We start from the raw sequence: 14958 nt of genomic DNA, 5'->3' as shown, positions 1-14958 counted from the left end.
ACCGACCCGGTACGGCACCGTTCGACCGGCGGCTCATTCGACGAGCATCCGCCAGTTGCCGGCGGTGCCGACGATCTCGTGCCGCAGCATGAGCAACCGCAGCCAGATGGCGGCGAAGATCGCCCCGACCAGGAAGAGCGAGACCAGGAAGAAGCCGGTGGCGGTGAAGACCACCTGCATCGCCGAGCCGTAGCCGATCCCCCAGGACCGTCGCGTCGACGCCGCACCGACGACCAGCAGCGCCACGATGACGAAGAGGACGACGGTGCGGGTGGTGCCCAGCCCGCTGGTGAACTTGATCGCCCGTGGCACCAGCAGGATGACCAGCGCCTCCAGGGCCAGCACGCCGGCCAGGGCGCCCCGCGTGGCCTTGTTCGCGCGCCGCGCTCGCGCCTCGTACTGCTCCGGGGTGGGCTCGTCGGGGTCCGCGGCGGCCGGGTTGGTCTGCTCGCTCATCGATCCTCGCCCCGACCGCTCGCTCCGCAAGCGTCGCTCATCGCTGCCGCGCCAGCAGGACCCGCGCCTCGCCGACGGTCACCACCGAACCGGTGACGAGGACGCCGGCCCCGGAGATCACCGGGTCGTCGCTGAGTTCGGCCAACCGGACCGCCGACTCGATCGCGTCGTCCAGGCGGGGCTCGGTGGTGACGCGGTCGCGACCGAAGACGTCCTCGGCGAGCGCGGCGAGGTCGTCGACGTCCATGCGGCGGCTGCCCGACACCTCGGTGACCACGATCTCGTCCACGACCGGCTCGAGCTGCTCGAGCATGCCGGTGACGTCCTTGTCGGCCATCACGGCGACGACGGCGACGAGCCGACGGAAGGAGAATGCCTCGCCGATGGCGCCGAGCGTCGCCGCCATCCCCGACGGGTTGTGGGCGGCGTCGAGCAGGATCGTCGGCGCCGAGCGGATGGGCTCGAGACGTCCCGGCGAGCGGACCCCGGCGAACGCCTCGCGGACGACGTCGGCGTCGATGGGGCCGGACGACCGGCTGGCGCCGAAGAACGCCTCGACGGCGGCGAGCGCCACCGCCGCGTTCTGCGCCTGATGCGCCCCGTGCAGCGGCAGGAAGATCTCGTCGTAGACGCCGCCGAGGCCCTGAATCGAGATCGACTGTCCGCCGACGGCGATCTGCCGATCGACGACGCCGAACTCCATGCCCTCGCGGGCGACGGTGGCCTCCACCTCGACGATGCGGCGCAGCAGCTCCTGCTGCGCCTCGGCCGGCTGCAGCGCGAGGACCGCGGTGGCACCGGGCTTGATGATCCCGGCCTTCTCGGTGGCGATGCGCGCGACGGTGTCGCCGAGGTATTCGGTGTGGTCCAGGCCGATCGGGGTGACGACGGCGACCTCGGCGTCCACGACGTTGGTGTTGTCCCAGGTGCCACCGAGGCCGACCTCGATCACACCGACATCCACGGGGACGTCGGCGAAGAGGGAGAAGGCCAGCGCGGTGACGATCTCGAAGAAGGAGAGCGGGACGTCGAATCGCTCGTCGATCAGCCGCAGCATGGGCTCGATCTCGCGGTAACCCTCGACGAAGCGCTGGTCGCTCACCGGCTCGCCGTCCACGACGATGCGCTCGGTGACGCTGGTCAGATGCGGACTGGTGTACCGGCCGGTGCGGATGCCGAAGGCGCGCAGCAGCTCGTCGATCATGCGCGCCGTGCTCGTCTTGCCGTTGGTCCCGGTGAGGTGGACGGCCCGGAAGGCACGCTGCGGATCGCCGAGCAGGTCGACGAGCGCCTGCATCCGCTCGTTGGTGGGATGGATGTGCCCCTCGCCGCGGCGCCCGAAGATCTCGCCTTCGATCGCGCGCAGCTCCGCCGCGAAGTCGACTCTGCCGCCTGCCACGGGCTCTGATCCTACGGACGGCGGCGCAGCCACCCGAGCACGGCCACCGGCAGGACCAGCGGCAGGAAGAGGTAGCCGGCCCCGAAGGACGACCAGACGCTGGCCGCGCCGAGCGCCGCCGGCCAGACCACGCTGACGCTACCCACCGCGGCCACGCCGGCGAGCTCGACGACGGCCACCACGCCCGCGAGGGTCCGGGCCGCCAGCCGGGGCTCGGCGTCCGCACCCGCGCGCGCCGCCCGCCGGAGCGCGAGGAAGCCGGCCAGATACACCACGGCCGCCGCAGCCGAGAGCGAGTAGGCCACCGGCGCCCGGGCGGCGTCGGTCGCCAACTGCACCGCACTGCGCGCCCCGGCCGCCACCACGAGCAGGCCGTAGCCGAGCACCAGCAGCCGTTCGGGACCGACCGTGCGGGAGGCCGGCTCGGCCGGGACGGCGGGCAGGGGCGGCGGTGCGGGCGCCGTCACGCCGAACGCCAGGTCGTCTGCAATCGGACCACCACGACCGCCTGCACGACGAGTGCCGCGACGACGACGGCGCCGGCCCAGCGTCCGGTGGCGCCGTTCACCTGCGCCGTCGCCACCGGCAGCACGACGAGCGAGAAGGCGAGATAGGCCAGATGGGTGGCGGGCTCCGGCAGCCGATGTCCGCGGACCAACCCGACCACGTCCAGGACGGCCTGCACCATGAGCGCCACCTCCAGGACCAGCAGTCCGCGAGCGACGGCGTCGCCGCGGAACCGGCCCCGCAGCGTCGCGACCGCGGTCCCCGCCGCCGCGGCGAGACAGGCCAGCGTGATGGTCAGCGCGAGCGAGTCGATCATGCGCGGGCCAGGGCGCGGCGCCGCCTCACCCCGCGGCGATGGAGCCAGGTCGAGATGCCGGTGATCATGAGCAGCAACGGGCTGAGCCCCAGCAGCAGCCAGGCGATGCGCCACCAGCCGTTGACCTGCCAGCCGAAGTGGGTCGGCTCCAGGTACTTGTCGTAGAAGCGATTGGCCAGCGGCGCGTCGCGGGCCGTGTCGACGACGGTGACGTTGTCGGCGACGTGCGGATCGACGTAGACGTAGGTGTCGCCGTGGTAGATCGCCCGGTGAGCGTAGGAGCCGTAACCGCTCTCGATGTCGACCTCCCAGTAGCCGACCTCCTTGGTCGGGACGGTCACCGAGGCCACCGTCCCCGGCGCCTTGGCCAGCGCGATCGAGACGACCTGGTCGAAGCTCAGTGCGGGGGTGCCGGGGGCGACCTGCCGTGGCGTCACGGCGTAGACCGGGTCGGGACGGTCGGCCTCGCCGCCGGTGATCGCCAGCCACGCCTTCTCCACGCCCGGGAACTCGAAGGCGGCTCCGGTGACGGCCCACATCAGCAGGAAGGGCAGCGCGATCGCGCCGATGAGGTTGTGCAGGTCGTAGTCGCGGGCGAAGCGGCCCTTGCCCCGACGGACGGTGAACCGGCTACCGAGGCGCCTGCGGCCGGGCCACCAGATGCGCAGGCTGGTGACGACGAGGAGCAGCAGGCACAGGCCCAGCACGCCCAGCAGCAGCCCGCCCCAGTGCAGGCCAGTGAGAAAGCTCGGCCCGCCCTCCCAGACCGGATGCGCGAGCCAGGACGAGTACCAGGGGTAGCCCTCGCAGGTGAAGGCGCAGTCGTGCAGGTTCACCAGCCAGCCGAGGAAGCCGTCGTCGGTGTTGTCGTGGCCGTTGATCCGGCCGGTGCCAGGGTCGACGAAGTAGAGGTCCTTGTATCCGGCGTTGCCGACGACGTACACGCCGTCGTCCGTCGCGACCCAGCTCGCGCCGTAGGACGGCTGCGCCCGCGTCACGATCTGCAGTGCCCGCTCGGCCGTGATCGGGCTCGCCGAGCTCGTGTGCCGGTAGAGGTCGCCGCTCGTCGCGCGGTAGAGCTCGCCGTGGTACAGCAGCACCGCCCCGGACGTCGTCTCCAGGACCAGGAAGAGTCCCAGCACCAGGGCGGGCCAGCGGTGAAGCAGCACCTGGGCGCGGAAGAAGGGACGGCGACGCCACCAGCGGCGACCGCGCGACTGCCCGGGGCGGCGAACGGGTCGGCGGACAGGTCGGCTCGGTGCGGCCGTGGTCTCGATCGTCACGGACGATGAGGTTAGCCTTACCTAACCTAGAAGAGAAGAGCCAGCTGTGAGCGGAACGTCACCCCTGCGGAAGGGCGGCGAGAGCGGCGTCGATACGGGCGAGATCGGCCTCGGCGGCGGCGAGCCGATCACGCACCTTGGCGACGACCGCCTCCGGCGCCTTGCCGGTGAAGGCCTCGTTGCCGAGCTTGCCGGCGTTGACGGCGCGCTCCTTCTCCGCGGCGGCCCGGTCCTTGGTGAGCCGAGCCCGCTCGGCGACGACGTCCACCGCACCGGAGAGGTCGAACTCGACGGTCACGCCCGGTGCCGTGGTGATCGAGGCGGTGACGGTGAAGTCGTCGGCGGGCTCGGTGAGCCGCAGCAGCGAGCGCACCGCGGGCTCGACCGTCTGCGACGCGCCCGCCACCCGGGCGGGGACCCGCTGCGACGGCTTGACCCCCTGGTCGGAGCGGAACCGCCGCGCCTCGGTCACCACCGCCTGAATTGTCTCGACGTCCTTCGTGGCAGCCGGGTCGTCGCGGGTCGCGTCCGGGGTCGGCCAAGCGGAGACGACCACCGACTCGTCGCCGGTGAGCGCCGTCCAGAGCTCCTCGGTGACGAACGGGATCATCGGGTGCAGCAGCCGCAGCAGCGTGTCCAGCACCTCGCCGAGCACGCGGCGAGTGGTGTCGGCCGACGGTCCGGACAGCGACAGCTTGGCCAGCTCGATGTACCAGTCGCAGACCTCGTCCCACGCGAAGTGGTAAAGCACGTCGGCGATCTTGGCGAACTCGAAGCGCTCGTAGAGGGCGTCCACCTCGGCGTTGACCGCGGCCAGCCGCGAGAGGATCCAGGCGTCCGGGCCCTCGACGGTCGCGGGCACGTCACCGGCCACCGTCGCGCCGGAGATCAGCGCGAAGCGGGTGGCGTTCCAGAGCTTGGTGCAGAAGTTGCGGGCGCCGACCACCCACTCCTCGTTGATGGCCTGGTCGGCACCGGGGTTGGCCCCCTGCAGCAGTGACAGCCGGACGGCGTCGGCGCCGTACTCGTCGATCCACAGCAGCGGATCCACCACATTGCCGCGCGACTTGCTCATCTTCTTGCCGCTGGCGTCGCGGACGAGACCGTGCAGCAGGACGGTCTTGAACGGCACCTCGCCGTCCATCGCGTAAAGGCCGAAGAGCATCATCCGCACGACCCAGAAGAAGAGGATGTCGTAGCCCGTGACCAGCACCGTGGTCGGGTAGTAGGCCTTGAGATCCTCGGTCTGCTCGGGCCAGCCGAGGGTCGAGAACGGCCAGAGGGCGGACGAGAACCAGGTGTCGAGGACGTCCTCGTCCTGCGTCCAGCCGGCCGGCGGGGTCTCCCCCGGACCCACGCAGATGTCGTCGCCGTCGGGCGAGTACCAGACCGGGATGCGGTGGCCCCAGACGAGCTGGCGGCTGATGCACCAGTCGCGCAGGCCGTCCACCCACTGGAAGTAGCGCGACCGCATCGAGGCGGGCTCGATGGCCACGCGGCCGTCCCGGACGGCGTCGCCGGCGGCCTTGGCCAGCGTCTCGACCCGGACCCACCACTGCAGCGACAGCCGCGGCTCGATGACGGTGTCGCAGCGCGAGCAGTGTCCGACGGCGTGCTCGTAGGGACGCTTCTCGGCGACGATGCGGCCGTCCTCGCGCAGCGCCGCGACGATGGCGAAGCGGGCCTCCATGCGGTCCAAGCCCTGGTACGGGCCGGGGGCGGTGATGGCGCCGCGCTCGTCCATGATCGTCGGCATCGGCAGGTCGTGCCGCCGGCCGATCTCGAAGTCGTTGGGGTCGTGCGCCGGGGTCACCTTCACCGCACCGGTGCCGAAGGCAGGGTCGACGTGCTCGTCGGCGATGATCGGGATGCGCCGGTTGGTCAGCGGCAACGCCACCTCGGTGCCGACGAGGTGCCGGTACCGCTCGTCGTCGGGGTGGACGGCCACCGCGGTGTCGCCGAGCATCGTCTCGGCGCGGGTCGTCGCCACCACGATGGAGTTCTCGCCCTCGCCGTAGCGGATGCTCACCAGCTCGCCGGGCTCGTCGGCGTGGTCCACCTCGGCGTCGCTGAGCGCGGTGAGGTCGCGCGGACACCAGTTGATGATGCGCTCGGCGCGATAGATCAGGCCGTCGTCGTAGAGCTTCTTGAAGATGGTCTGCACCGCGGCCGACAGCCCGTCGTCCATGGTGAAGCGCTCACGTGACCAGTCCACGCCGTCGCCGAGCCGCCGCATCTGGCCGAGGATCTTGCCGCCGTAGGTGTTCTTCCAGTCCCAGGCGTGCTGCAGGAATTCCTCGCGGGTGTAGTCGTTGCGCGACTTGCCTTGCGTCTCGGCCAGATGGCGCTCGACGAGGTTGTTCACCGCGATGGAGGCGTGGTCCATGCCCGGCAGCCAGAGCGTGTCGAAGCCCTGCATGCGCGCGCGACGCGACAGCGCGTCCATCATCGACTGCTCGAGGGCGTGGCCGATGTGAAGACTGCCGGTGACATTGGGCGGTGGGATCACCAGCGACCACCGCGGCTTGTCACTGCTCGGGTCGGCGGTGAAGTAGCCGCGCTCGACCCACCGCTCGTAGAGCCGACCCTCGACGTCGGCCGGGCGGTACTGGCTCGGCAGGCTGGGCTCGGAGGTCGCGGTGTCGGTCACGAACCGATTCTAGGGAGCGGCGCCGCACCGGTTCCGGGTGGCGTCGGGCGGTACGGTCGGCGCATGCCGCGGTGGAGGGACCACGTCTGATGTCCCTCGACGGGCTCGGCCTGACCGCTCTGCAGGAGCGGCTCTACCGGTTGCTCGTGGCGGGCGCCTTTACCGACACCGACGAGCTGGCGCGCGCGGCGGGGACGAGCGCGCCGGAGGCGACGGCCGCCCTCGCCGCGATGACCGAGTCCGGGCTGCTCACCCTCGGCCCGACCGGCTACGCGGTGCTGGCGCCGGCGAGCGCCCTCGGCGCGCTGATCGAGGCGCGGGAAGAGGATCTGCTCGCCGCGCTGCGGCGAGTGTCGAGCCTGCGCCAGGATGCCGTTCAGCTCGACGCGCTCTTCCGTCGCGGCAACCGCGAGCGGGAGGCGAGTGACGAGCTCCTCCTGGAACGTATCGACGAGCTGGCCGAGATCCGCGAACGCCTGGACGAGCTGTCCTTCCACAGCCGGCGCAGCGTCTTCTCGCTCCAGCCGGGCGGGCCGCAGCCGAAGGAGACACTCGAGGCGAGCCGTGCCCTCGACCTGCGAGGGCGGCGGCGCAGGATCGACGCGCGAATCGTCCACGAGCGCTCGCGTCTCGACGACGAGCTGAACCGCGCCTACCTTCGCGAACTGTCACTGTTGGGTGCCGACATCCGCGTGACGGACGCGCCGCTGTCGCGACTCATCGTCGTCGACGACGAGGTCGCCATCCTCCCGGCTGATCCGCTCGGTGGCAGCCGCAGTGCACTGGTGGTTCGGCACCCGGCGCTGGTCGCGGCGCTCGGCGAGCTGTTCCGTCGAGTCTGGGACGACGCCCACGAGATCGTGTGGGACGCGGCGGAGCCCGCGGACTTCGAGCTCACCGACGACGACCGGCGGGTGCTGTCACTGCTGGCCGAGGGTGACACCGACGAGGCCATCGCGCGGGAGGTGGGCGTCTCGGTGCGCCACCTGCGCCGGCGCATCGCGCGGCTGATGCAGGAGCTGGAGGCCGGCAGCCGTTTCGAAGCGGGAGTCCTCGCGGCGCGCCGCGGCTGGGTGTGAAAGCCAGTCCCTCCCGGCGCGGAGACGTTTTAGCCGGTATTGCCGGAATTGGCCGCGAGACACGTCCTCTTGCTGATCAGGGAGGGTCCGCAAGCTGTCACGACTTCGCATTGCCGCCCGAATGCCCTCTTCGTTGAATGGGATCGAGCCCATAACGGGCAATTGACCGACACCCGTGGAATGAGGAATCGCAACCCATGAGCACTACGCCCGATCGCCACCCGCGGCGCAAGGCTCGTCGCGCATCACGTTTCTCCGCCGGCCTCGCCGGGCTTGCGCTCGCGGCGAGCGCGCTGATGACTGGCGGAACCGTCGCCGCCGGTTCGCTTGCCGGCGGCAGCACCCACCCCACCCCCCGGCCCGCACCCACCCCGACCCCGTGCCCGATCAACCCGACGAACGGCGCCGGGACGATCGTCGGCGGCTGGGAGTGGTGCGACCGCCCCGTCAACTGACGGACCGCCGTAGCCCCGGCCGCGACGACCCCTGCTCGGCGCTCCGAGCGCCGATGCTCACGCGCGCCTGCCCGCGGCGCGCACTTCACCGCCGAAGCGGCCATGGTGCCGTGCCGGAACAACACCCTCGAAGAAAGGAGCGTGGCTTCGCCATGCCCGGAAGCACCCCGATCGGCAGTACTGACGATGACCGCCGCCGCCCCCGACGGATGAGGAGGCTCCTGCTCGTTGTCGCTCTCCTCGCAAGCACCCTGGGCAGCTCCGTCCTCGCCGCCGTCCTGACCGCGTCTCCGGCCTCCGCCGCAGCACCGACCCGGAGCCAGATAGCACAACTGGCGTACAGCCAGCTCGGCGGTGAGTGCGCGACGTACGCGCCTGACGGCGGCGCCGGATGCGACAGCTACGAGTGGTGGTGCGCCGACTTCACCAACTGGGTGTGGCGACAGGTCGGTGTCACTCCGGTACCCACCACGTCAGTCGCGCGAGGCGTCGGCGCGTGGGGCGTCGACCGGGGACTCTTCAAGGCCCGGCCGGACGGCGGACGCGGCAACCCCGAGGTCGGCGACGTCGTGGTCTACGGGCCTCCGGACGGCGCCACGGGCGGACACGTCTCGATTGTCTACTCCGTCAACAGCGACGGCACGATCACCACGGTCGATGGCGACTGGGGCAGTGGGCCGCGGCCGAGCGACAACACCGTTCACCTGAAGAGCCACATCGATCCGGTGACCGCGACGGCCGGCAGCGACGACGTCCACATCTCCGGATACGTGAGCCCGCCGAATGTCGTCGACGCGCCAGTCTCGACCCCGCCGACGGGGACGGCTACCTACACCCACAGCGGCCCCGGCCGCTGGACCGTCACCGGCTACGCCCTCGATCCCGACCACACCAGCACACCCCTGCAAGTCCGCATCACCGTCAACAACGCCAGCCAGACCATCACCGCCGACGACCCCACCACCAGCCACGGCAACCACGGCTACACCATCACCTACGGCGTCCCCTCCAGCCCCGAACGCTCCACCAGCTACCTCGCCGCCCGCGACCCCGTCACCGGCACCTGGACCCGCCTCGGCGACCTGCAATCCCTCGTCGGCGGCCAACCCGTCGGCAACCTCGACCACGCCACCACCAACACCAACAACACCGTCACCCTCACCGGCTGGGCCATCGACCCCGACCTCCACTCCCCCAGCAACGTCCTCATCAGCATGATCAACAACACCGGCACCACCCTCGCCAGCACCACCCGACCCGCCAACACCCCCCGCGCCGACATCGCCAACGCCTACCCCGACTACGGCCCCAACCACGGCCTCACCGGCACCTTCGGCATCCCCACCGGCGCCACCCGCGTCTGCCTCACCCCCCTCAACGCCGGCGCCGGAACCACCACCAACGGCGACACCACCTGCAAGACACTCTGATGAGGACGACACCGATGAGACGACATCTTCTGCTGTCCGGCGTGACCGTCGCCGTGGCGGCCGCCGGTTCACTCGCCGTGCTCGCCGCGCCTGCCGGGGCGGACTCCTGTTCGCCGTCCTCGCAGTACGGCGGCAGCAAGCTGACCGCCACCCAGATCGCCCGGTACGGCAAGGCCGCCGGCTTCGATCACGACTCGGACGTCACCGCGGTCGCGGTCGCGCTGGCCGAGAGCTCCGGCTGGACCGGAACGGTTCACGTGAACGGGGATTGCAGCAGGGACCGCGGCGTCTGGCAGATCAACGACCAAGCCCACCCGGACGTCTCCGACGTGGAGGCCTTCGACCCTGCCACTGCAGCCACGGCGACCTACGCCATCTCTGCCGGTGGAGCGGACTGGTCACCGTGGGTCACCTACTGGGGCAAAGACTACGAGCAGCAGCTCGCAGTCGCGCGGGCCGCGGTCGACGAGGTCTTCACCACGACCTCGACGCCGCCGACCGGGACGGCCACCTACACCCACAGCGGCCCCGGCCGCTGGACCGTCACCGGCTACGCCCTCGATCCCGACCACACCAGCACACCCCTGCAAGTCCGCATCACCGTCAACAACGCCAGCCAGACCATCACCGCCGACGACCCCACCACCAGCCACGGCAACCACGGCTACACCATCACCTACGGCGTCCCCTCCAGCCCCGAACGCTCCACCAGCTACCTCGCCGCCCGCGACCCCGTCACCGGCACCTGGACCCGCCTCGGCGACCTGCAATCCCTCGTCGGCGGCCAACCCGTCGGCAACCTCGACCACGCCACCACCAACACCAACAACACCGTCACCCTCACCGGCTGGGCCATCGACCCCGACCTCCACTCCCCCAGCAACGTCCTCATCAGCATGATCAACAACACCGGCACCACCCTCGCCAGCACCACCCGACCCGCCAACACCCCCCGCGCCGACATCGCCAACGCCTACCCCGACTACGGCCCCAACCACGGCCTCACCGGCACCTTCGGCATCCCCACCGGCGCCACCCGCGTCTGCCTCACCCCCCTCAACGCCGGCGCCGGAACCACCACCAACGGCGACACCACCTGCAAGACACTCTGAAGGAGACACCTGTCGGGAGCAGCACGACCTGACCGCCGCGGCCGTCCGGCCGTGGCGGTCAGGTGGGTGAACGGGGCTCAGGTCGTGGGCACGGGCGCCCGGTCGAGCCAGGCGGCGAAGGCGTCGAAGCCGAAGGGCCGGCCGAGGAAGTCGGCGACGACGTCGGCGGCGTCCCGACGACCACCTTGCGCGAGGATCCGGTCGCGGTACCGGTGCGCAACCTCGGCGTCGAACATGTTGTCGCGGTCGAAGGCGGAGAAGAGGTCCTTGGCGATGACCAGCGACCACATGTAGGTGTAATACGCCGAGGTGTAGCCCGCGAGGTGACCGAAGGCCGCGTGGAAGTGCGTGCCCTCCAGGTAGCGGTTGAAGTCGTAACGCTCCTGCAGCTGCTTCACCCGCTCGGTGAGGTCATCCGGCCGATCGCGATGCACCTCGAACGCCAGCGCAGTGTAGAAGAGCTGATTGCGGACGAACAATCCCTTGCCGAAGTCGTTGGCCGCCCGCATCCGCTCGACGAGATCGCGCGGGATGGGCGTGCCGTCCTCGTCGGAGGCGAAGGTCTGCAGCACGTCTGCGTCCCAGGCCCATTCCTCCAGCATCTGCGACGGCGCCTCGACGAAGTCCCACTCGGTGGCGACCCCGGAGAAGCGGGCGAAGCGCTGGTCGCCGCCGAGGACGTGGTGCACCAGGTGCCCGAACTCGTGAAAGAGCGTGACGACGTCGTTGTGCTCCATCAGCCCGGTCGGGAAATTGCAGACCAGCACGCCCTCGGGCAGCAGCCGGCCGCGGATACCCCCGACCAGGTCGAACTGCGCGGCGTGCTTGAACTTGCCTTCGCGCGGGTGCAGGTCGAGGTGGATGCGCCCCAGCCGGACGCCGTCCTTGACCACGTCGTAGGAGGTGACGGCCGGATGCCAGGCGGCGCCATCCACCGCGACGTACTCGACGCCGAAGAGCCGGCCGGTGACGTCGAGCAGACCGGCGCGGACCTTGTCGAACGCGAAGTAGCGACGCACCTGCTGCGAGTCGACGTCGTAGCTCTCCCGCCGGACCAGCTCGCTGTAGTAGCCGGTGCTGGCGGCGTCCAGGGCGTCGGCGTCGGGCTCGTCACGGCGGCGGCGCTCCAGCAGGACGGCCGCGTCCCGCCGGCCGGCCGGCTCGGCCGCGTCGGCGACCTTCGCGACGAAGTCGGCGATGGCCCCCGCACTGCCGATCATCTTGACCTCGGCGTCGTAGTCGGGCCAGCTGTCGTAGCCGAGCAGCTGCGCGTGCTCGTGCCGGAGGGCGAACATCTCGCGCAGGACGGCGTCGTTGTCCGGCCAGCCGCGGTTGAGGAAGGCAGTGGCCAGCTCGCGCCGGGCGTCGGCGTCACGGGCGAAGGTGCGGAACGGCAGGTAGTCGGGGTAGTCGGTCGTGATCGTCACGCGACCCTCGGCGTCGGCGGGGTGGGCGGCGACGTAGTCCTCGGGGAGACCCGCGAGCTGTGCGGGAGTGACGGTGATGGAACGGACGTCGTCACGAATGGTGCGGGAGAAGTTCTGGTCCAGGACGGTGAGTCGCTCCGAGATCTCGCGGAGCCGCGCCATGACCTCCTCACCGCGGTCGACCCCGCTGCGGCGGAAGTCCCGCAGGACGTGCTCCCGCAAGCGCAGTGCGTCGTGGTCGTCGGCGAGCTGCGCCGGGTCCGTGGCTTCGATCGCGGCGAAGAGCGCGGCGTCCTGCCCCCGCTCGGTCCGCACCTTCGCCAACTGCTGCGCTCGCTGCTCGGCGAGCTCGCGGACGTCGGCGTCGGGGTGAACCTCACTGAGCAGGCCGGCGACCGAGTCGGCGCCGCGCAAGGCAATGTCGGCGTCGTTCCACAGCTCGAGCACGGCTGCCGCATCCCGCTCGGTGCCGTCCTTCAGCGTGGCGAGCGCCTGCTCGGCGGCCGCCAACCCGGAATCGACGCGCTCGTCGAGCCAGCGGCGCCAGTCGGCGGCGGGCAGGGACAGGGGCTGCGGGGTGGTCACGTCGCTCACCTGACCGACCCTAGCCAGCCCCGCTGACACTTTTGCGGAGAGCCCGATCGTGGACCGACACGCCGAACAATTCGGCGTTACGGTCCAGGATGCGTGCCGACAGCGGTCAGGCCGACTTCTCCCGCGGCGGGCGCTTGGCCTGCTCTCGGGGGACCAGGGTCGGGTAAACGTTGTCGAGCACCGACTCGCGGGTGATGACGACGCGCGCGACGTCCTCGCGGGACGGCACCTCGTACATCACCGACAGCAGCACTTCCTCCATGATCGCGCGGAGGCCACGGGCACCGGTACCGCGCATGACGGCCTGGTCGGCGATGGCCTCGAGGGCGTCCTCGGTGAACTCCAGCTCGACATTGTCGAGCTCGAACATCTTCGAGTACTGCCGCACGAGGGCGTTCTTGGGCTCGGTGAGGATCTGGACGAGGGCGTCCCGATCGAGCGGGCGAACCGAGGTGATGACCGGGAGCCGGCCGATGAACTCGGGAATGAGCCCGAACTTGATGAGGTCCTCGGGCATGACGTCGCCGAAGACGTCCTTGGTCTCCTTGTCGAACTTGGTGTGCAGCTCCGCACCGAAGCCCAAGCCCTTCTTGCCGACCCGGTTCTCGATGAGAGTGTCGAGCCCGGCGAAGGCGCCACCGACGATGAAGAGCACGTTGGTGGTGTCGATCTGGATGAATTCCTGGTGCGGGTGCTTGCGACCACCCTGGGGCGGTACGGAGGCGGCCGTGCCCTCGAGGATCTTCAGCAGCGCCTGCTGCACGCCCTCGCCGGAGACGTCGCGAGTGATCGACGGGTTCTCCGCCTTGCGGGCAATCTTGTCGACCTCGTCGATGTAGATGATGCCGGTCTCGGCCCGCTTGACGTCGTAGTCCGCGGCCTGGATCAGCTTCAGCAGGATGTTCTCCACATCCTCGCCGACGTACCCGGCCTCGGTGAGCGCCGTGGCGTCCGCGATGGCGAAGGGGACGTTGAGCATCCGGGCCAGCGTCTGCGCCAGCAGCGTCTTGCCCGACCCGGTGGGGCCGAGCAGCAGGATGTTCGACTTGGCGAGTTCGACGGCGGCGTCGGCGTTGCGGGGCTTGCTGTCGCCGCCGGCCTGGACGCGCTTGTAGTGGTTGTAGACGGCGACGGCGAGGGTCTTCTTCGCGACGTCCTGGCCGACCACGTAGCCGTTGAGGAACTCGTAGATCTCGTTCGGCTTGGGGAGCTCGTCGAAGCTGAAGTCGCTGGTCTCGGCCAGCTCCTCCTCGATGATCTCGTTACAGAGGTCGATGCACTCGTCGCAGATGTACACGCCCGGACCGGCGATGAGCTTCTTGACCTGCTTCTGGCTCTTCCCGCAGAACGAGCACTTGAGCAGGTCGCCGGTCTCGCCGACTCGTGGTGCCACGCGCGACACTCCCTCGATTACTGCTCGTCAACTGATGTGGGGGCTTTGGTGACCGTCCGGGCACACCGCAGGTGCGCCGACGGCGACTTCGCACGTTACCCGCAAAACCTCGGGAAGTCGCCGGAGAACGCGCCGGGAACGACGCAATCGATCCGGGCGACTGCCCGAGGCGGGACGTCCGTCAGACGGAGGGAACCAGCTTGCGGCTGGTGATGACCTCGTCGACGATGCCGTACTCCTTGGCCTGGTCGGCCGTGAGGATGCGGTCGCGGTCGATGTCCTTGCGGACCTGCTCGACGGACTGGCCGGTGTGGTTGGCCAGGATCTCCTCGAGCAGCACCCGCATCCGCTGGATCTCGTTGGCCTGGATCTCGAGATCCGAGACCTGACCCTGGCCCTCGCCGGAGGGCTGGTGAATGAGGATCCGGGCGTTCTGCAGCGCGAACCGCTTGCCCTTCGTGCCGGCGGCCAGCAGGACCGCGGCGGCAGAGGCGGCCTGACCCATGCAGATCGTCTGGATCTCGGGCCGGACGTACTGGAGCGTGTCGTAGATGGCGGTGAGCGCCGTGAACGACCCGCCGGGCGAGTTGATGTAGATCTGGATGTCGCGGTCGGGGTCGGTCGACTCCAGGACGATCAGCTGCGCCATGACGTCGTTGGCCACGACGTCGTCGATCGGGGCCCCGAGGAAGATGATGCGCTCCTCGAAGAGCTTGTTGTACGGGTTCGACTCCTTGATCCCGTAGTTCGTCTTCTCGACGAACGAGGGCAGGACGTAGCGGTTCTGCGGCAGGTGGGCACCCGCGGCGATCCCGGTGGGACGGTAGAGCTCGCTCATGAGATGTGTCCTTCTCTCG

Annotated in this window: 13 protein-coding genes; 4 read left to right on the top strand and 9 right to left on the bottom strand. The window is 70.1% G+C overall.

What is annotated here, in order from left to right; genetic code table 11:
- Positions 1 to 33: 33 nt before the first annotated feature.
- From AC0NZQ_RS12915 to AC0NZQ_RS12890, 6 genes are read right to left on the bottom strand one after another with little or no spacing between them, the layout of a single operon-like run.
- Positions 34 to 456, bottom strand: a complete 423-nt coding sequence (locus tag AC0NZQ_RS12915) for a DUF4233 domain-containing protein (RefSeq protein WP_474530252.1) — start codon at positions 454 to 456, stop codon at positions 34 to 36.
- A gap of 37 nt (positions 457 to 493) precedes the next feature.
- Positions 494 to 1855, bottom strand: a complete 1362-nt coding sequence (locus tag AC0NZQ_RS12910; RefSeq protein ID WP_474530251.1) for a bifunctional folylpolyglutamate synthase/dihydrofolate synthase — start codon at positions 1853 to 1855, stop codon at positions 494 to 496.
- A gap of 11 nt (positions 1856 to 1866) precedes the next feature.
- Positions 1867 to 2322 carry a hypothetical protein gene (locus tag AC0NZQ_RS12905; RefSeq protein ID WP_474530250.1) on the bottom strand — a complete coding sequence of 152 codons (456 nt, stop codon included), beginning with the start codon at positions 2320 to 2322 and terminating at the stop codon, positions 1867 to 1869.
- Positions 2319 to 2678, bottom strand: coding sequence for a hypothetical protein (locus AC0NZQ_RS12900; protein WP_474530249.1), 360 nt, complete (start codon positions 2676 to 2678; stop codon positions 2319 to 2321). The genes AC0NZQ_RS12905 and AC0NZQ_RS12900 overlap by 4 nt, the downstream gene beginning before the upstream one ends.
- Complete coding sequence (locus tag AC0NZQ_RS12895) at positions 2675 to 3961, bottom strand: PepSY-associated TM helix domain-containing protein (protein ID WP_474530248.1); 1287 nt, start codon at positions 3959 to 3961, stop codon at positions 2675 to 2677. The genes AC0NZQ_RS12900 and AC0NZQ_RS12895 overlap by 4 nt, the downstream gene beginning before the upstream one ends.
- A gap of 58 nt (positions 3962 to 4019) precedes the next feature.
- Complete coding sequence (locus tag AC0NZQ_RS12890) at positions 4020 to 6611, bottom strand: valine--tRNA ligase (RefSeq protein WP_474530247.1); 2592 nt, start codon at positions 6609 to 6611, stop codon at positions 4020 to 4022.
- Positions 6612 to 6700: 89 nt separating this feature from the next.
- On the opposite strand from AC0NZQ_RS12890, the gene AC0NZQ_RS12885 reads away from it, so the two are divergent.
- From AC0NZQ_RS12885 to AC0NZQ_RS12870, 4 genes are all read left to right on the top strand, one after another.
- Positions 6701 to 7690, top strand: a complete 990-nt coding sequence (locus AC0NZQ_RS12885; RefSeq protein ID WP_474530246.1) for a helix-turn-helix transcriptional regulator — start codon at positions 6701 to 6703, stop codon at positions 7688 to 7690.
- Positions 7691 to 7887: 197 nt separating this feature from the next.
- Positions 7888 to 8145 (top strand): hypothetical protein, encoded by a 258-nt coding sequence (locus tag AC0NZQ_RS12880; RefSeq protein ID WP_474530245.1) that lies wholly within the window; start codon positions 7888 to 7890, stop codon positions 8143 to 8145.
- Positions 8146 to 8354: 209 nt separating this feature from the next.
- Positions 8355 to 9575, top strand: a complete 1221-nt coding sequence (locus AC0NZQ_RS12875) for a CHAP domain-containing protein (protein WP_474530244.1) — start codon at positions 8355 to 8357, stop codon at positions 9573 to 9575.
- Positions 9576 to 9589: 14 nt separating this feature from the next.
- Positions 9590 to 10687: a transglycosylase SLT domain-containing protein gene (locus AC0NZQ_RS12870; RefSeq protein ID WP_474530243.1), complete on the top strand. Its 1098-nt coding sequence runs from the start codon at positions 9590 to 9592 to the stop codon at positions 10685 to 10687.
- Between the two features lie 77 nt (positions 10688 to 10764).
- On the opposite strand, the gene AC0NZQ_RS12865 is transcribed toward AC0NZQ_RS12870, so the two are convergent.
- The 3 genes from AC0NZQ_RS12865 to AC0NZQ_RS12855 all read right to left on the bottom strand — a co-directional run bounded on the left by AC0NZQ_RS12865 (position 10765) and on the right by AC0NZQ_RS12855 (position 14939).
- The gene (locus tag AC0NZQ_RS12865; RefSeq protein ID WP_474530242.1) at positions 10765 to 12708 is read right to left on the bottom strand and encodes a M3 family metallopeptidase; all 1944 of its coding nucleotides are present in this window, start codon (positions 12706 to 12708) and stop codon (positions 10765 to 10767) included.
- Between the two features lie 106 nt (positions 12709 to 12814).
- Positions 12815 to 14101 (bottom strand): ATP-dependent Clp protease ATP-binding subunit ClpX, encoded by a 1287-nt coding sequence (gene clpX, locus AC0NZQ_RS12860; RefSeq protein ID WP_474530241.1) that lies wholly within the window; start codon positions 14099 to 14101, stop codon positions 12815 to 12817.
- Between the two features lie 181 nt (positions 14102 to 14282).
- Positions 14283 to 14939, bottom strand: a complete 657-nt coding sequence (locus tag AC0NZQ_RS12855) for an ATP-dependent Clp protease proteolytic subunit (RefSeq protein ID WP_474530240.1) — start codon at positions 14937 to 14939, stop codon at positions 14283 to 14285.
- Between the last annotated feature and the right edge of the window lie 19 nt (positions 14940 to 14958).

It is taken from the genome of Jatrophihabitans sp. sgz311053, assembly GCF_056135305.1.
Note: the sequence above shows the minus strand (reverse complement) of the source record. Positions and strands in the feature narration are given on the sequence as shown.